Raw genomic sequence first — 17,498 nt, forward strand, 5'->3', positions numbered from 1 at the left:
TTGAAGGAACCCACGAAGGCGTTGTTGAAGGTACCCACGAAGGCGTTGTTGAAGGTACCCACGAAGGTGTTGCTGAAGGTACCCACGAAGGTGTTGCTGAAGGTATACACGAAGGTACTCACGAAGGAGAAGGTGAAGGAGGAGGAGGAACAGGCAAAGGATGTGGTTGTTTTGGTGGCAAATCATTAGGTGAAGATGAATGGTGGAAGTATTTAATGGACTTTGTGTTGTTTGGTTTTCTTATCTTATTGATGAGCGGAATGGATAAGAAACGGAAATAGTAGAGCTATCTTAACTGTTGGTATTTGAACGAAACAGGGCAGACAGGGAGATAAGAAACCCCGCATGCCCTGTTTTTTTTGCCCGTTGTTCGTTTTTAGTAGCATTTTTTGTGGTGAGAGAATTAACCACAAAGGACACGAAGTAAATTTTTATATGAAGGGCACGAAGGGGTGAGGGCGATTGCCAATCGCCCTACAATGGGGCATGGTATGCCGTTCATCTACGATTAGAAAAGAAAATATAGATTTGTTACCTATGTCCTATAGGTCATTAAGGAAATTAATACAGGGAAATATTGTCCCATTGATTTGTAGTGATGGTAGAATTATCGTTGTTGGGGTAGTCAATGGGTTCTCCATTGTAGGGGACTTTACCGAAGGATATATTTTCTGCGGGGGTGAGAATAGGACAAGCATGATTAAAGTAGGCAATTCTTTGCCATTGATTGTCTGATTTTAATATTTCGATGATTCCTGCATGTTCTGTCCAACGGGTTCGTAGTTGAACCCATTCGTTCATATCAAATTCTTTAAATAATTTTTGTTCACCACCGATATCCAGTTGGATTAATCCATCACTGCGAATGCCAACTCTCAATCTTGCCCCGTTTCCCCAGCGAATTTGAACCGCAGGACCCCATGACATTCCGGTGTCCGTTCCCAGTTTAAAGCGAACAATAAAACCATGTACGATTTTATTTAATGGGCAGGTAAAGTATGCGTATGTGTTAGGTAGTGCGGATATTGACATTATCCCATTTTGAATAGAAAATGTATTGTTGTTAAGTGAAGAAACAAACGATTTGCATTCAGGTATGCTGTCGAATTCTTCAATAAAAATAGGTTCTGCCCATGAGGGTTTCTGCAGCAAGATTTTTTCTTCTTCGGCTCTTTTTTTAGAGTTGTTAGGAATTTCTTTCTGTCTTTCATCTGCCAGTTGTTCAATTTCTTTACAGAGATTAGGGGTAAGTTTATTTCTGTAATGTGTTTTCAATAGGTTTATCATTTCTTTATCTTGTAACCAATTTACAATGGTATGAAGGCGACCATTCGCATTGAGAAGTTGCTGAATAGTATCCGCATCGGGTTTGTTCCGTCCATTGGTACATAAGACGCCGATGCTATTGCTGGTGTTATAGCATGAAACAAAATAGCGAAGATAGTCGAAATTTTTATAGAGCAAATCCTGTCCTTCACCTCGCATAATAAAATCTACATAAGCATCGGCTTGAGGGAAGAAACATTGACCGTTACCAAGAGCCTATGTGGAGTGCCATTCTAAAATACCTTGTTCTCCTAATATTTCTCTGCTTTTTCGGGCAAGCATATATAAAGGGGCTGGGTTATCTGTATATTGCCCATCGAAATATAATCCATCCGGTTTATACTCTTTCATTACCTGTGTAATTTCTGCCAGAAATAGGTCAATATTTTTTCCTGTCGCATCACCCTGGGGCCAGCCTGTGAAGTTATCGAATGAGTTCATGGCTTGAGATTCAAAAGGGGTTCCTTTCAGAAAATAAAAAGGACTGGTATAAACAATAAACTTCAATCCGTGTTGATGGCAGGTTTCGCGGACACGAGCAAATTCTGATTCACCTAATCTTGGAATAAAAGCAAGGTTCCAATCTTTCCATAGCATAACTTCCGATTGGAGCAGAACAATATTTCCTTCTTTTGCCCAGGATATTAAGTCATTGTCGGGAGGATAACCCAACTGATTGGACCAGTGCCAAACGACATTATCATTAATGGAACGCTCCCAATTGTAGTGTTTTGGTGGACAGATACCTATCCATAAAATAGCATTCGTAGGAAGGGTATATTTCGCGGTTATCTCACCATAAGGATTGAACGCATCATCGGATTCCTGCTCGGAATAAAATAATCCAAATCCACCATATTCATCAAATATTACATGATTTGCTTTGTATGAAGCATAAAACCCGACTTCAATCTGGCGTGATACTGTAATGGTTAGGGGCTTTAACGCCTGAAACATAAAAAGAGAATCACCGTTAATACGAAGATTAAAACTGTCAGAAGAAACGAAAACTCTACCGGGTGAATTAACGGTTATTTTTGGTGAAATACCATCGAACCCATTTTCAAATTTTATATTAAGCACAGGACGAGAATGTTCTATTCGTTGTTTGAAAATTCCATCACCGGTTGTATGGAGTGAAAATTCTGCACCTGTTGTTAGGACCGATAAAGTCCCATTAACTACCTCTGCTTGTTCTACAAGCATTCCACATTGAGGCTCTGGAAATAAATCGGGGTTCATCAAATCCTGAAAAGTCGGTGGAGATGATAATACGAAATTAAGGGGTAACAGTATATATGAAACAAATAAATACATAATAAGTTCCTTTTAATTTTTGGAAAAGATGTAATTCCCTTCCATTAATATTATCTTTTGTTTTTTGCCCTTTTCCAATTTCGTGTTTTTTGTTCTCTTCTTGCTATGAATGTTATTGAGGTTAAAATGGTTCGTAAAAAAGAAAAACGGCATGCAATTTTGTTTGCATACCGTTTTTGCTTCAAACTTGGTAGCGGGGGCTGGATTCGAACCAGCGACCTTTGGGTTATGAGCCCAACGAGCTGCCAGACTGCTCCACCCCGCGTCATTTCATATTTAATAGTGATTACATTATATGATAATACATTTAATAAAATCAAAAATTTGATTTTCTGAATTATATAACGAATAATTTGCAGGAATGAGTTACATAAAATACTTGCGAAATATTTCAAAAATACCAATACAACAATCTACTATATTTTTAATTTTTAAGACCTTATCATATTTAGATATTAACATGATAATTATGGAAGTTTTTTTAGCACCCGACCGAAAAATTTGGAAGTTTCGATATTACTGTAATGGGGGATAATACACAAATTAGGAAAATATTTATAACATTGTAGCGTTTGAATCTTTTTGATATACTGAATTTACGAGAATTAACAACAGATTGTTAAGGAAATATATTGACAATATATAGATTCTGGAGGTATAGATATGATTCGTATCATAACAGCAATTGTGATGATGGGTGCAATGCCTGATTCATATCTACTGCGTGCGGCAAATGCTTTGGAGCATGCACAGGAGGATATTCCTATGATGGTGCAGGCGGGAGAAATGGTTGCAAAAAGAATCGTAGCAGGAGGGGTACTCTATGCTGGTGGTAATCCATCGCTGGTAAGTGAGATAACAGGTCGAGCGGGCGGACTTATGCTTACGGCTACCTTACCAGAGAAGATTAATACAGATATAGATGCTGTGCTATTTTTTGCAGATGCAGGACACACGGTACCGAAAGAAGCATCAGCCCCAGGAGCATGCTGGGTGGTATTCGGTGTTACTCAGCCCATTTCGGGAGTAACGACGCTATTGATGCGGGATTATGGTCTTTCTCCTACAATGACGATGGCGATTTATGCATGGATGTTAACAGGGGAAATAATTTCTGCATGCACTCGATTGGGAAAAATGCCGGTGCTGTTTGAAAGTATTGGACTTTATGGCGGTATACCGCGAATACAGAAATATCAAAACAATCATATTTTTTGGCATGATACCCATGAAGTTCCACCCATTTCGCAGGGTGTCCTGGCTAAAGAGTATGCAACCCGCATTTCTGCAATGCTACGGCGTTGTGAGGCACAACATCGCACAGACTTTGACACGGTAGGTGCATGGGTTGCCGAAGCAAAGAAGGAAGGTCGGACCCTTATAATGTATAGTATGGGACATCTCTTCCCGGATGAAGTTGGTAAGACAGCCATAGGTGGTTTATTTAAGTCTGATGTATGGAATGCAGGTTTCAGTTATATTCCCGAACCGAAGGATGTCTATTCTGCGGGGGATGTGGTAATTCATATTGGTTATCAACATCCACCCCGAAATATGCTCGAACGAGCAAAATCTTCAGGTGCGAAGGCAGTATATATAGCCCCTTATATGGACCGTGATTTTCCTACGGACAAAGACACGATATGGATTGACCCCATGTGGCCATTTGGGGATGCATGTGTTCCAATACCAGGCTATGATGTGCCAGCATTAGCATCCAGTGGAGTGGTTAATGCTGCAATTGCATGGGAACTGTATCGTGTATCCTGTGAACATATCAAAAATTGATGCAATGGGATATAATATTTGTAGAAGAAAATCTGGGTGGATTTAAAATGTTTATTAATACTTTGTAATTAGCTGATAACCCCGTAAATAAAAACTTACTACGCTACGATGTGAAATCTTATATAGAATTATTGAATGGATATATATATTTTATGGTCTGAAGCATGGATATTTTTTTATGATTAGTTGCTGAAATATTTGCGAAATATTTCAGGATTATCGAGCAGGTCAATCTCTGATTCTTTAAATTTTGTAATTTCTTCGCGTGAGATAGGTCTATTTTTTTTCGTTTTTTTGTGACTGTATTCTTCGATTTTGTGTTCCGATTGGTATGAATCGGTTTTATTATCCAATTCTGAATCAGATTCTTCTTTTTTAAGATTAAAGAACTCGTCTACTTTTTCTTCTATAAAAGTATTGAATACATCTACTATATGTTTTTTCTTCTCTTCAAGAGTACCCTCTAATATTATTTTGCTATCTAATGGAAGAGTTGTTCCATTAAATAGAGCAACCATACCTTTGCATTGCGGACAGGGACCAATTAGGACTGTTCCTAAAGGTGGAAGAACAATTTTTCCTTTTGCTCCACAATGAGGACATTGAACATCTATGAATGATAACATATTATAAATCCTTTTATTATGATTTAATAAAAACAATCATTATCATTGAAATTATAACATATTTTTTCTGATTTTGCCAAGTTTTCGGGATAAGAAAAATTTTTTATTTTATAAATAAGAAAAATAATATAATTAATTTTTATTATCATTTAGAGAAAAATAGATAAATGATAGTTTTAAGTAGATTGGAGATAGGAACTTAATAAATGGTCTTCATGAAACAATCGACTGTAATCAACACAATCCAATAAATAAATGGTAGTATTTTGTAAGTTTTTTGTTTTTAGGTAAAGTTCTGCAGTTTTCAAAACTTCTTCAAAATTTCCCCAGAAACAGACATCTTTTCCTTCAATACTAAAAGTCCATAATCCAATAGCATTTTGAAGGGTTTCTTTAGGTAATTGATATTTACTGAAATCAAACGACATATTTACTCCTTCTCTTGCAACCTATAATATTAATATACCATAAAAGAGTGAATGGGTTCTAAATATTTGATTTTTTTAATATTTTTATGTTATTAATATAGAAGTATAGATTAAAAGAAAATTGAATCGCTCTGTAACCGGTCACCCAAAGTAGTATGAAGGGTGCTAAAAGGGAATCTGGTGAGAAGCCAGAACTGCCCCGCAGCGGTGAGCAGGAACGAACAGCTCCTCATGGCACTGGATATAAGTCTGGGAAGCCGAGCCAAGTAGGTTTGTGCCTGCAAGTCCGAAGACCTGCCGGTTACTACCCGATTTGAGCAAACAGACTGAGGTCTCGCGGGAAGGCTAATGTCTGGCAGTCCTTAATAACGAAGGATTGAAGAACCTCCCTTCCAGTGTTTAACCCTCCGTCTGTAGCCTAAACCGAATTTTGAAAGGCTATAGATGTGATGTTTGACAGTAAAAAAAGTTGTTTATTTTTTGTATTTATATGTGTTATTGTTGGATATTCTTATGCGGACGATGACCCATGGGCAGATGAGGTCGTAGCGTATTTTGGGGTAAATCAAAATGTTGGTTTTACTAATCCTCAAGATGTTTTAGGACCGCCATTGGGTTTTGGTGTAAGTTTGCCGTCCATGAGTGGAATTTATTCGATTGGGACACCGGGGACAGTTCAGGAAAGTTTTATTGTTGTTAAGTTTAATACTCCTGTAAAAGATGACCCGCGTAATCCGATGGGATTGGATTGCATTATTTATTCTAATGCCTTTTGGGTTGGAGGGGATATGCGGAGGAAATTTATTGAGCCGGGGCTCATTGAAATATCGAAAGATGTGAATAAAAATGGGGTAGCAGATGATATATGGTATGTAATTCCCGGTAGTAGGAATTTAAGCAGGAATATTTTCCCGCAAGGACTAACAAGCAATACACCGCCATTTGCAGGGAATGTGGTAACAATAACAAATCAAGAAATTGTATGGGGATATGCAGATACCAATCCGACGATGACACCTTATAAGGATAATTATTTGCGGCCGGATAATCCGTTAACTGTGGGTATTGATATGGGTACTGGGGGTGGAGATGCGTTTGATATTGCTTGGGCTGTGGATGAAAATGGTAACCCTGCGGGTCTTGATGAATTTGATTTTATACGGGTATCGACAGTGCCTAATATCCTTGACCCTATATATGGTTATTACACAACAGAGGTTATGGCGTTTGCCGATGTAGCACCGGAAATAGATACAGATAGTGATGGAATTCTTGATGAATATGAAATACGGGTTTCAGGAACAGACCCGAACCACCCCGAAAGCACAGTTTTGCCTTTGGAAATTCCAAATATTTGGGGAGGAAGTCCTGCGGGTGTGGAATTAGGAACTGCATGCAATCAAGAAGATTCAATTTGTATAACCTTATTATCATCAGGGATAAGAACAGGGCAAAGGGCTTATAATTGCAATGTGGATTTGCAGTCTGTATCGGATCCCTCCACAGTAGGAATAGATGGTTTGATAAAAGGTGGTCTGTTTGTTCAACTAAACTCTTCTATAGATGATTTTCAAAATGCACAAGTTGCCTGGGCAAAGATGACAGTCCACTATAATGCGAATCAAATTGTCGGGATGCAAGAGTCGGAGATAGATGTTTACCGCTGGGATGGAACGGAATGGGTGAATTCGGATGTAAATGTTATTAACCGTGACCTTGTGAATAATAAGATAATTTTTCAAACACGATATCCTGGGGTATTTGCATTTTTTTCAACAGCCGGTGAAGGGGATATTAATCCGGGACAGGGACATATCCGTCTGGTGGCAAATATTTCGCTGACAAGGGTATTGGGTTATGGGGAAACTATTGAAATTACAGGTGATGAGATAAGAGGTGCAGATGATAATCCGGTTTTAGATGGGACGCTGTTTACGGTTAATTCTTTTTTGTTGGATATTTTAAATACCGATGAGGATACAACAACAGAGGGTGTTCAAATAGCAGTCAGTGAGGGCAAGTTAAGGATAGATGTAAATGCAGGGACAATAGCAGGAAAGGGGAAAATCCAGGTTCAGAGTTTTGATAATACTATACGGGGTGAGATATCTATTGATGTTTTACCGGGACCACTGGCTTATATTGCGAATTTATGGAACATGGGCGAAGGGGGACAGTATTGTAGTTTTATTTCTGATGAGAGCAGGGATATGTATGGAAACCCTGTACAGACAGGTACGGTTACGGTGGATGTTACGGGAGGAACGATAGTTACACCGGATGCTTTGCCTGCTGTTATAGGTCATCAGATTGCTATTTCTGAAGGGAGAGTATTTTTTGTTATAAAACCTATATCTGAAGGCGGAACTGCTAATGTGGAGGTGTGTATTTATGATGATGAACATCATTCTAATGAGTTAATATGTCGGGATTTTGAGTTTGAGGTAAAAACGCTTCCTGTTGTAGGTAGTTTCTTTTTGATTTTATTATTGATTGTTATGGGGGTATCTTTACTTAAATATCAGAGAGTAAAGGGGAATTGGAATGTTTTTTGAGGGACGGAGAAATAGAGGGTTTACGCTAATAGAATTGCTGGTGGTTATTGCAATAATTAGTATTCTGGCGATGATACTTTTACCTGCCTTATCAAGGGCACGAGCACAGGGAAGAAGTGTTTCATGTGTAAATAATTTGAGGCAGTTATATCTTGCTAATACAATGTATGCATCGGAGAATAATGGATATTATGTGCCGGCAGCATCGGATATGTATGATTTTTTGTTGCCGGGCTCGGAACCGGACCATTTCGGGGGTAGATGTAGATGGCATGGGAAACGCGATACTCCAAATCCTGATACTCCGTTTAATTTTCGTAAAGGACCGTTGTTTGAGTATGTGCCCGAAGGAAGAATAAAAGAATGTCCAGAATTTTTTGAGTATCGGAGTTTGGGGGAAGTGCCTAATGCGTTTGAATCGGGTTCGGGAGGATATGGCTATAACATGGCTTATGTAGGTTCGATGTTGAGTGTTGAGAATGACCCTGTAAAGGCTTGTAAATCGGGGATGCATGAACGGATGATTGAAAATCCGCCGGAGACGATTATGTTTGCAGATAGTGGTATGCCTCAGAATGGATATATTGTTGAATATAGTTTTGTGGAACCGCCTTTGATGGTTTCGGTAAATTATCCACGAGGGCAGGAAGGGGTGTATATGTCACCATCGTTACATTTTCGGCATTGGGGGAGAGTAAATGTGCTCTGGTGTGATGGACATATTACTTCTGAACGGTTGGAATGGGCAACGGAAGAAAATGTTTATGGTGCCGTGAATCGTGCATGGAATGTTGGCTGGTTTGGTCCTAAAAATAACTACTACTTCGATTGGAAGAAGAGGGTTGCTTTAGAAGAAGATAAATGAGACAAATGGGACGGATAGGACAAATGAGACAAATAAGGCTTGCAAAATGAAAAAAAATGTGTAGGAAAAAGAAGTTAAGTAAGAATAAAATAGTGAAAACAGTTATGTATAGAACTATTCTAATACAAAAATCTAGGTATTGTTGTGCAGGTTAGTTTGTTGTAGTGTTTCCGTAAGCTTGGTGTAGAGTGATAGCGTCTTTAAGGGCAACCTGACCTTTGCGTAAGTGGTCCATGGCTTTGAATAGAATACGAGCAGCTTCCTGGTCGGCATGGAAACCGGTGGAATTCTCTGCTTCGACAAAGTCTATCAAGAAGGATGCTCTACGCTGACAAAGACGGGCTTCTTCTATTTTTTCATTGGAGATACCCGCGTCCATTATGCGTTTAATATCGTCAATAAGGGCTACAAGGGAGTCCATAGCCATATCTTTCATTTCTGCGGTTTTATCCTGAATTCGTTCAACGCGGGCTTTGAGTTCTTCTTCGGAGAAATGATGGCAGGTCTGACAAGCACGGTTGATGTTTAATAGAGGACTGCGGACATGGTGGTCACTTACTTTCAAGGCTCCAACACGGGTATAGGGCATGTGGCAGTCTGCACAGGCAACACCAGAACGGGCATGAATGCCCTGGCTCCACATTTCAAATTCAGGATGTTGTGCTTTAAGCATAGGTGCGTTTGTCTCTGCATGAGCCCAATCTTTGTAGTTAATTTCATCGTAGTAGGCAAGGATATTATCTGCTTCTAAACCTTTATGCCAAGGGTAGGTGAGGCGTTTTTCATCGCCTTTGAAGTAGTATTCGACATGGCATTGGGCACAGACATAAGTTCGCATTTCCTGACGGGTTGCCATCGTGTTCGGGTTATAGTCTTTTATCCCCTGAAACTCTTTATATGTTTTAATTCCTTCAAGGAAAGCGGGACGGGTTATTCGTAATTGCATGGTGTTAGGGTCATGGCAATCAATACAGGCAACGGGATGCTGTAATAGTTTTCTTGCTTCCATATAAGGCATGGGGTTCATTTTTTCAAAGCCTTTAATTATATCGCCATCACCTAATTTTTTATATGGAACATAAATAGAGGCATGACAATGGGCACAAACGCCGAATTGAGGTTTTTGTTGTCTGCCTGTGAAGGTTTGGTCATCAAGCATATAGGCATGTCCCCGTTCTTCACGAAAATCAATGGCAAAGGCATACCCCGCCCACATTCGTTTTAATCGAGGGTCAAGTTCTATCTTCGATTGACTGACTACAAAACGCGGGTCTTTTTCGGTAGGAGTATGGGGCAATGCCTCACTGCCACCGTATTTTGTGCGGACCATATCAACAGTTCGTTTGTATAGGTCATATTGGATTGGGAAATTTTTTCCCCAGATTTCTGGGTCTTCTGTATCATCATTGATTTCGACAACGCGAAAGAAAGGATTTTTTGCTTCTTGTTGCTTCTCAAAAATATTGATGAGCAACGCCGTTACTGCAAATGTGGCAGCAGCAACTACCAGCATAAGGATAATTCCGGTAATTAAGGATGTCCCCTCATTACTTTTGAATTTTTTTGCCATAATCCTTTTCCTTTCTATTAATAATTGAAATGACCTACATTGAAATGACAGTTTAAGCATTGTAATGGCTCACGATGAGCAATATTGGAATCAATATTTTGAACAATATCTTGATGGCAATATCGGCAGTTACCTTCTGTTACTTTTCGATTAAATTCCTTAATATGGATAGGTTCATGAAAATTACCCAGAGTGAATGCAGTGGAATGGTGATAGCCGTTTAATCCCTTGACATAATATTTTGAAAATAAGGTATGTCCTGTATGGCAATCATTGCAAACCGCAACAGAGTGATGACTCGATTTTTGCCAGGAATCGAGAAAATCTTTCATTACATGGCAATTGGCACAGGCATTGGGGTCATCTGTAAGATAGGAATATCCCCGAGCGTAATAAAAAGTGAACGAACCTATTCCGATAAAAATCCCAAAGCATATACAAACAGGTATTAGATAAGAAAAACCTGATTTGTTTATTTTTTGCCTCATTAATTTTTACCCGTTCATTAATTGTTTGCTTAATACTTCACCCTGAATTGAGATTATAATTTTTTCAACAGGGATATTTTTCCCTGAGTATTGCAATCCTGCAAGCACAATGTTGGGTAGTGCCTGACAGCATGGGACTTCCATAACAGGAATAGTAACACTTTTAATATCATTATTTAGAAAAATTTCAGCAAATTTCTGAACATACTGTTCTTTGGGGTCGAATTTGGGACAGCCAACAAGGACGATATGGTCTTGAAGAAAATCGTTATGAAAGTTTTGATATGCAATGGGGACGCAATCAGCGACTACCAGAAGTTTTGTGTTTTGAAAGTAATGAGCCATTGGAGGGACAAGTCGTATCTGGATAGGCCAGTGGGAAAGGGCACCTTTTTTAGTGGAGTCGGGTTTGAAATGTATACTCGGGCATGTGTGAACAGGTGCCTTAGGTTCTTTAATACTTTGCTGTAATTTGACCAATTCTTCATCGAAAGGTTCGGCTTCTCGTTCTACTATGGAGAGAGCACCTGTTGGACAATGAGGTAGACAGGCACCTAATCCGTCACAATAGACATCAGAGACGAGTTGTGCTTTGCCGTTAACGAGTTTTATGGCACCTTCAGCACAGGCATTAACACACAATCCACAACCGTTACATTTTTCGGAATCGATGGAAATAATTTTTCGCTTAATCACGGGCTACTCCTTACGATTTTATAGCTTTATCATAAACATTACAGTTAATGAAGTCAAGCGAAATGAAATAAAGATAAAAATAGAGATTTAATTGCGAGAATTAAAAATAAAGCAGACAAAGCGAAATCGTTGGATAAGATAGAAACAGGTAAGACTCATTAGACAAGTTAGACTATACTGAAAATACAGAAAATTAGGAGGTTTTTATTTTGTGAAAGTTATGTGGAATGTAATTTGGGTTTTATTTTGTGCGGGAAGTTTTAGTTTTATGCGGGAAAGTTCGCCGTTACGGTTGTTCTCTTCACATTGTTTTTTAAGGGATTCTACTTCAAAAGTGCCGTGAGAAGGGGTGATTGAAATTTTCCCTTCGTTGCTTTCGATAATGGCAGCGTTACCTTGTATAGATACGGGTAACCAGGTTATGAGTGCTTCTTCAATTTCTTCTCCTTGATTTGAAAATTCAAAATCATCGGTAATTTTTAATCCATTTTCGTCAAGTAAAAGGGTTCGTTGGGCTTTTTTTAAGGTAGGGATATCGTATGCCTCATGGAAGTTTATAATGGCTTTGTTAGGTTCGTTATATGTAAGTTTTCCTTTGTATTTTTCACCGGTGCTTTGGAGTTTTCCTCCAATAACGGGAAGGCTATGTCCGTAGGAGTTGGTAAAGATGTTTTCGTATCATTTTATACTGAAATATTCTCGTGAGTAAAGTCCCGCACCGGGGTCGGTAAGGAAAATTGTGTTATTGATAGCATAAACGAAGCTTCCAATATCATTATGATTGTGAGGTTCATTATTTGAACCTGCTTTACAGATAACAATATGTGTATTCTCATGGTTATCTTTTGAAACTAACCGAGCAATACCGGATTGAGGTAGACAGGTGCTTTCGATGGGTATTTCTGTGTTTTGTTGTTGTTCGTATGGGTATGACCAAAGAATATTGCGAATAATATCTCCAAAGAGCCAATGATTTGGAGAAGGATTGGCAAGTGCATGAAGGTAGTTTATATTAAGTCTTTCAGCCAATTTATGGTAAATAAAAGGATGAGATGTAGAGGAAAGTCGGTCGTATGCAGAAAACCTTTCTGCTAATCGGTGAACAATAAATGCATGGGGGTAAAATTGGGAAGGGGCATCAGAGAAACTGGCGAATTGTCCGTTTCCTAAGTAAACGACATAAGGATAGAATGCTATCTGATAAAGGCGAGGGTTTTGCATAATATTCACATTCCCTTCGGTTGCTTCATAAAGCAATTCTCCAAAACTTACATAATGGGTTAGCCCGTAATTCCAGTAGGAAATACCTTCCAAACAACCGCCATCTTCTGCGAAACCGTTTTTCAAAAAGCGGGCTAATTGATTTGTAACGAGGGCAATGGCTTTACGCAAGATTTGTTCGTTGTCTTCCAGTATGATAAAGCATTCACCGATAGACCCGGCACAGACACCTGTCCAGTTATTTCGTCCTTGAACCCATCCATATTTTTCTTCAGAATAAAAAAGATAAGGTTGCATAACTCTTTTTTTAACTTCGTAACGGATTCTTTTTTTTATTTCATCGGGAAGTTTGTCTTCTAAAAAAAGTAATGTATGGGCTAATTGTGTAGCGGTTTCGGCTGAAAAAAGGTCAACATAAGTATATTTTTCTCGCCGTTCATGGGCAGGAAGTACCCACGAAGATTCTTCACAGATGTTCCAGATTAGGTCGTTAAGAAGGGGAAGCAAGGAATCATCGTTTTCAAAATAAATAAGTAATGTAGCTGCGGAAAGCATAGACCTTTTTAGGAAATAAGGTTTTTCATATTTTTTTCGGTCTCCTGTCCTTTGAAATTCTCGATAAAGGGTATAATTTGTTATAGGAATTGTTGTTTGTTCTTTAAGGAGGTCCTTTGCCCATTGGATACCTGCTTTCCCGCTTTCTGTTTGTGCCAGTGCTATTTTATCTACGGATAGTCTTTCTTTGATGAGTTTATCATGAGAGGTATTTAATGGAACTTTAGTGAAATCTATATCTAACCCTAAAATAGTTTTGTATTCCTCTTCTGGAAATGCTGAAATGCATAGTGACAAAACAGTAACAAATAGAAATATTAAATTTTGCTTGTTTTTGAATGATAATATGTTTCTCATATCCCTTTCCTTTTTATTTCACGACTTGCGTTAGTGATATAATATCACTTCAAATACATAAAACGAGTAATGAGCGATAGAGGTAAGGCGTAATAGTATTTTAATGTATAACATTCATATATTGGAATAAAAAATATGAAGATTGTTATTGCAGGTGCAGGCAGAGCAGGTTCGCTATTGGCGGAAATGCTTTATAAAGATAATGAAATAACAATAGTGGATTATGATAAATCGGCTCTTGATAATTTAGCCGGATTGTCAGATGTCACTTCCCAATTAGGTAACGCACAAGACCCCTCATTATTACAGGGATTATTAAGTGCGGGATGTGACTTGTTTATTTCGACTTTGGGAGATGATAGGTCAAATATAATTGCGAGTAGTTGTGCGAAAAATTTTGGGGCGGGAAGTGTATCCGCTCTGGTTTCGGATATGGTTTATATTAACAGTTCTATTTTATATGAGAGTATATTAGGAATTGATTATTTTTTGTCGCCAGACCAGTTAACTGCAACGGATATTGCAAATTTTACTGAATCTCCGGGGTTGTTGGTTTCAGAGGAATATGGAAATGACCGTATTCAATTTTATGAGTTGAGGGTCTGGAATCAATTTAAGGGAAGTGGGAAGACTTTGAAGGAGATTATGGAGGTAATAAAGGAGAAATTAGTTATTGGATATATAAAATCAGGGAGGCAGGTGGATATTCCTACAGGAGAAACACGGATAAACAGTGGAGATATTTTAGGGATTTTTGGGAAGCATGATAGTATGGCTCGTGCAGTAAAGGTGTTTGCGGGCGATTGGGAAAAAAAGAAAAGAGTTGTTATTTTAGGAGGAACATCTATAAGTGTTCAGATTATTCGTGCTTTGAAAGATAAAGTTTCTGTGGTTAAATTATTTGAAAAGGATAAAAAGAGAGCCGAGGAGTTATCCCAGATACTTTCTAAGTATAAAGTGGATATTGTGAATGATGACCCATTAGATAACCGTTCTCAATTGATGGCGGTGAAGGATTTTGATGTGTTTATCGCACCGACCCATGATGATGAGCGAAATGTGGTAGCATGTTTGTTAGCAAAGGATATAGGTATTCCTTATGCAGTTAGTGTTATTTATAATAAGCAGTTTGGAGAGTTAGTAGACCGATTTGGGATAGATTTTTCTGTGATACCTTATTACAGTTTTCTTAATAAGGTATTGCGAATTGTATATCAGAATACGGTAAAACATTTATTAAATATTCGGGGCATTGAGATAGCGGAATATGAGATTAAAAAGTCTTTCAAGTTTCTTAATCGTGCTCTTAAAGATATAAGATATGATATAGGTTGTGTTGTTGCAGGGATTATTCGTGAGGAACAAGCAATAATCCCGACGGGAGATGATGTAATTAAAGAAGATGATCGAGTGGTCATTGTAACGAAGGCTGATAAATTTAATGATGTGAGCAAATTATTTAAATAATACATTTTTTAATATGGGAATTGGAGAATAAATTATATAAGAATGGTATTTTACAATGAAATACTTTCAATTGATTAATTATTTAGGAAGATTTTTAACAGGATATGCCTTTATTTTCCTGTTATTGTTAGTGCCTGCTATATTCTATCAGGAGATAGATATTGTTCCTTATATTTTTGAGTCTTTCATATATGTATTTTTAATCGGTGTATTAGGATTTGTAATTACATTCCAAAAAAGTAAAGTGAAGGAGGAGAGTTTTTTAATCAAAGAATCGTTAGCTTTAGTAGGATTGGGATGGATATTAATTACTTTTTTTGGGTCATTTCCCTTTTATTTATCGGGACATCTTTCACTTATAGATGCTATTTTTGAGTCTGTATCCGGGTTTACGACAACAGGTTCTACCGTGGTGAAAGATATAGAAGCCTTTCCTAAAACATTACTTTTTTGGCGAGCATTTACACATTTTTTAGGAGGTATGGGAATCGTTGTTATATTTATTGCGGTACTCCCTTATTTGGGAGCAGGAGGTCGGTTGCTTCTCCAATCCGAATCGTTCGTTCCTGATGTGAAATTTATTAGACCCCGGGTGAAAGAGACTTTGAAGCAATTGTTGTTGGTTTATATATCGTTAAATATTATTCAGTGTATTCTTTTAATGTTATTTGGGATGAGTTTGTTTGATGCGGTATGCCATGCTTTTGCGACATTAGCCAGTGGAGGATTTTCTACAAGACAGCTGAGTATTGGTGCCTATAATAGCTTGCCCATAGAAATAATCACTATTTTTTTTATGCTTTGTGCAGGAACTAACTTTGGGTTATTTTTCCTCCTCTATCAAAGGAATATTCGAGCTTTTTTTCAAAATATAGAATGGCGGGTGTATATATCTATCTGGTTCTTTTCAATTGTATTATTAACTATCTGCGTAATGGGGTATCACGGGACTTTCTCTTTAGATAAAAGTGAATTTACACATTATTCTTTTGGTAAGGCTCTTCGGAGCGTATCTTTTACAGTTACTTCCTTGATGACAGATACAGGTTTTACTACGGAAGATTATGATTTATGGCCGCATTTTGCAAGATGGGCTCTCGTGATATTAATGATTATAGGAGGTTCCGCAGGTTCAACATCAGGGGGATTAAAAATAATTCGTGTAATTATTTTATTTAAATTTTTGTTGAATCGAGTACAATCTATTTTCCAACCACGAGTAATAAAGGCTATTCATTTAGGAGACCAGGTAATAGATGATGATATTCAAAGGTCTGTGTTGGGTTATTTTGCGTTATATGTATCTGTATTTATTATAAGCAGTCTTGTTTTATGTTGGACTGGGTTGCCGATAGTGACTTCAATATCTTCTGTGGCTGCAGCGATAAATGGTTGTGGTCCAGGATTGGAATATGTTGGGGGACTTGAGGATTTCTCTACTATTTCTATTTTAGGTAAAGGGGTGTTATGTATATTAATGCTGATGGGACGCTTGGAAATATATACGATACTTGTTTTGTTTTTCCCTTCTTTTTGGCGTAGTAAGTAAAGTAACATTTTTTGTTCCTTATCGACAATTTTTGTCATCAATTTGGTAATGAATATTTATAAGAAAAATGATAACTCCCTGATGTTAATTGTTATGTGTTTGATATAAAATGACTTATATAATTTTTTTATAAATGTTATTTTGTCTATTATATTGGCATAGTATTTGTTATATTGAAAGCAACAACAATTTAATAAAGTGCCTTGGTAACCGGGTATCAAGGTAAAAGTTTAACTAAAACCATAAACTTAACAAGGAGATGTAGTATGAAAAACAAAGGTTTCACACTCATTGAATTGATGATTGTCGTAGCAATCATCGCCATTATCGCAGCGATTGCGATACCCAACCTGCTTCGTTCGAGATTGCAGTCAAACGAATCTGCTGCAATCAGCAATTTAAAAGCCATTGTTGGTGCCGAAGTTGCTTATAACTCGGCAAATGGGGTCTACACAGGTGATTTTGCTGACCTTACAGGTGCAACACCCCCATTCTTAGAAGGCAACTGGGCTGGTATTAAACAAGGTTACACATTTACTCTGGCTTCTCCGGGACCGAATAACTTTACCTGCAATGCAGACCCGAGTGAAGTGGGTGTAAGTGGTAATCGTTACTTCTACACAGACGCCAGTGGTGTTATCCGCTTCAATACAGGTGGACAGGCTGGCGCTGGTGACCCGCCCATCGGAG

At 38.0% G+C, this 17,498-nt stretch carries 14 protein-coding genes, 1 tRNA gene, 1 pseudogene and 1 riboswitch; of the genes and pseudogenes, 7 read left to right on the plus strand and 9 right to left on the minus strand.

From position 1 onward, the window contains the following. Positions 1-281, plus strand: a 281-nt coding sequence (locus tag PLA12_05980; protein HOQ32045.1) for a hypothetical protein, incomplete at its 5' end; no start/stop codon positions are given. Between the two features lie 280 nt (positions 282-561). On the opposite strand, the gene PLA12_05985 is transcribed toward PLA12_05980, so the two are convergent. The 3 genes from PLA12_05985 to PLA12_05995 form a co-directional block, all read right to left on the minus strand. After that, complete coding sequence (locus tag PLA12_05985) at positions 562-1,485, minus strand: hypothetical protein (protein ID HOQ32046.1); 924 nt, start codon at positions 1,483-1,485, stop codon at positions 562-564. 57 nt (positions 1,486-1,542) lie between these two features. Then, on the minus strand, positions 1,543-2,643 hold the full coding sequence (locus tag PLA12_05990; GenBank protein HOQ32047.1) for a hypothetical protein: 1,101 nt from the start codon (positions 2,641-2,643) through the stop codon (positions 1,543-1,545). Between the two features lie 188 nt (positions 2,644-2,831). Further along, positions 2,832-2,908 (minus strand) — tRNA-Met (locus PLA12_05995). A gap of 398 nt (positions 2,909-3,306) precedes the next feature. Here PLA12_05995 and PLA12_06000 point away from each other — a divergent pair. Further along, complete coding sequence (locus PLA12_06000; protein ID HOQ32048.1) at positions 3,307-4,431, plus strand: hypothetical protein; 1,125 nt, start codon at positions 3,307-3,309, stop codon at positions 4,429-4,431. A gap of 182 nt (positions 4,432-4,613) precedes the next feature. On the opposite strand, the gene PLA12_06005 is transcribed toward PLA12_06000, so the two are convergent. Together PLA12_06005 and PLA12_06010 are read right to left on the minus strand one after the other, a co-directional pair. Then, entirely contained in the window at positions 4,614-5,057 is a 444-nt protein-coding gene (locus tag PLA12_06005) for a hypothetical protein (GenBank protein ID HOQ32049.1), read from the minus strand. 176 nt (positions 5,058-5,233) lie between these two features. Further along, positions 5,234-5,485, minus strand: a complete 252-nt coding sequence (locus tag PLA12_06010; GenBank protein HOQ32050.1) for a hypothetical protein — start codon at positions 5,483-5,485, stop codon at positions 5,234-5,236. 121 nt (positions 5,486-5,606) lie between these two features. Then, positions 5,607-5,802: riboswitch (cobalamin riboswitch) on the plus strand. 129 nt (positions 5,803-5,931) lie between these two features. Between PLA12_06010 and PLA12_06015 the strand changes: the two genes are divergently transcribed. Continuing rightward, the gene (locus PLA12_06015; protein HOQ32051.1) at positions 5,932-8,040 is read left to right on the plus strand and encodes a hypothetical protein; all 2,109 of its coding nucleotides are present in this window, start codon (positions 5,932-5,934) and stop codon (positions 8,038-8,040) included. After that, entirely contained in the window at positions 8,030-8,905 is an 876-nt protein-coding gene (locus tag PLA12_06020; protein HOQ32052.1) for a type II secretion system protein, read from the plus strand. The genes PLA12_06015 and PLA12_06020 overlap by 11 nt, the downstream gene beginning before the upstream one ends. 151 nt (positions 8,906-9,056) lie before the next feature. Here PLA12_06020 and PLA12_06025 read toward each other — a convergent pair whose 3' ends face one another. The 4 genes from PLA12_06025 to PLA12_06040 all read right to left on the minus strand — a co-directional run bounded on the left by PLA12_06025 (position 9,057) and on the right by PLA12_06040 (position 13,792). Beyond that, the gene (locus PLA12_06025) at positions 9,057-10,418 is read right to left on the minus strand and encodes an ammonia-forming cytochrome c nitrite reductase subunit c552 (GenBank protein ID HOQ32053.1); all 1,362 of its coding nucleotides are present in this window, start codon (positions 10,416-10,418) and stop codon (positions 9,057-9,059) included. A 74-nt stretch (positions 10,419-10,492) separates the two neighbouring features. Next, entirely contained in the window at positions 10,493-10,963 is a 471-nt protein-coding gene (gene nrfH, locus PLA12_06030) for a cytochrome c nitrite reductase small subunit (GenBank protein ID HOQ32054.1), read from the minus strand. Positions 10,964-10,969: 6 nt separating this feature from the next. After that, positions 10,970-11,659, minus strand: a complete 690-nt coding sequence (locus tag PLA12_06035; GenBank protein ID HOQ32055.1) for a 4Fe-4S binding protein — start codon at positions 11,657-11,659, stop codon at positions 10,970-10,972. Positions 11,660-12,337: 678 nt separating this feature from the next. Next, entirely contained in the window at positions 12,338-13,792 is a 1,455-nt protein-coding gene (locus PLA12_06040) for a heparinase II/III family protein (GenBank protein HOQ32056.1), read from the minus strand. Positions 13,793-13,927: 135 nt separating this feature from the next. Between PLA12_06040 and trkA the strand changes: the two genes are divergently transcribed. The 3 genes and pseudogenes from trkA to PLA12_06055 all read left to right on the plus strand — a co-directional run bounded on the left by trkA (position 13,928) and on the right by PLA12_06055 (position 17,155). Continuing rightward, on the plus strand, positions 13,928-15,259 hold the full coding sequence (gene trkA / locus PLA12_06045; protein HOQ32057.1) for a Trk system potassium transporter TrkA: 1,332 nt from the start codon (positions 13,928-13,930) through the stop codon (positions 15,257-15,259). A 55-nt stretch (positions 15,260-15,314) separates the two neighbouring features. Then, entirely contained in the window at positions 15,315-16,808 is a 1,494-nt protein-coding gene (locus PLA12_06050; protein HOQ32058.1) for a TrkH family potassium uptake protein, read from the plus strand. Between the two features lie 266 nt (positions 16,809-17,074). Beyond that, a pseudogene (locus PLA12_06055) lies at positions 17,075-17,155 on the plus strand (prepilin-type N-terminal cleavage/methylation domain-containing protein). Positions 17,156-17,498 lie beyond the last annotated feature (343 nt).

Source organism: Candidatus Hydrogenedens sp. (assembly GCA_035378955.1).
In the GTDB taxonomy this organism is placed as follows: Bacteria; Hydrogenedentota; Hydrogenedentia; order Hydrogenedentales; family Hydrogenedentaceae; genus Hydrogenedens.

Bases quoted from the DNA above. Each gene is read 5' to 3' on its own strand.
- PLA12_05985 (HOQ32046.1), bottom strand. From the start codon at position 1,485: ATGCGAGGTGAAGGACAGGATTTGCTCTATAAAAATTTCGACTATCTT.
- PLA12_05990 (HOQ32047.1), bottom strand. From the start codon at position 2,643: ATGTATTTATTTGTTTCATATATACTGTTACCCCTTAATTTCGTATTA.
- PLA12_06000 (HOQ32048.1), top strand. From the start codon at position 3,307: ATGATTCGTATCATAACAGCAATTGTGATGATGGGTGCAATGCCTGAT.
- PLA12_06005 (HOQ32049.1), bottom strand. From the start codon at position 5,057: ATGTTATCATTCATAGATGTTCAATGTCCTCATTGTGGAGCAAAAGGA.
- PLA12_06010 (HOQ32050.1), bottom strand. From the start codon at position 5,485: ATGTCGTTTGATTTCAGTAAATATCAATTACCTAAAGAAACCCTTCAA.
- PLA12_06020 (HOQ32052.1), top strand. From the start codon at position 8,030: ATGTTTTTTGAGGGACGGAGAAATAGAGGGTTTACGCTAATAGAATTG.
- PLA12_06025 (HOQ32053.1), bottom strand. From the start codon at position 10,418: ATGCTGGTAGTTGCTGCTGCCACATTTGCAGTAACGGCGTTGCTCATC.
- nrfH (HOQ32054.1), bottom strand. From the start codon at position 10,963: ATGAGGCAAAAAATAAACAAATCAGGTTTTTCTTATCTAATACCTGTT.
- PLA12_06040 (HOQ32056.1), bottom strand. From the start codon at position 13,792: ATGAGAAACATATTATCATTCAAAAACAAGCAAAATTTAATATTTCTA.
- trkA (HOQ32057.1), top strand. From the start codon at position 13,928: ATGAAGATTGTTATTGCAGGTGCAGGCAGAGCAGGTTCGCTATTGGCG.
- PLA12_06050 (HOQ32058.1), top strand. From the start codon at position 15,315: ATGAAATACTTTCAATTGATTAATTATTTAGGAAGATTTTTAACAGGA.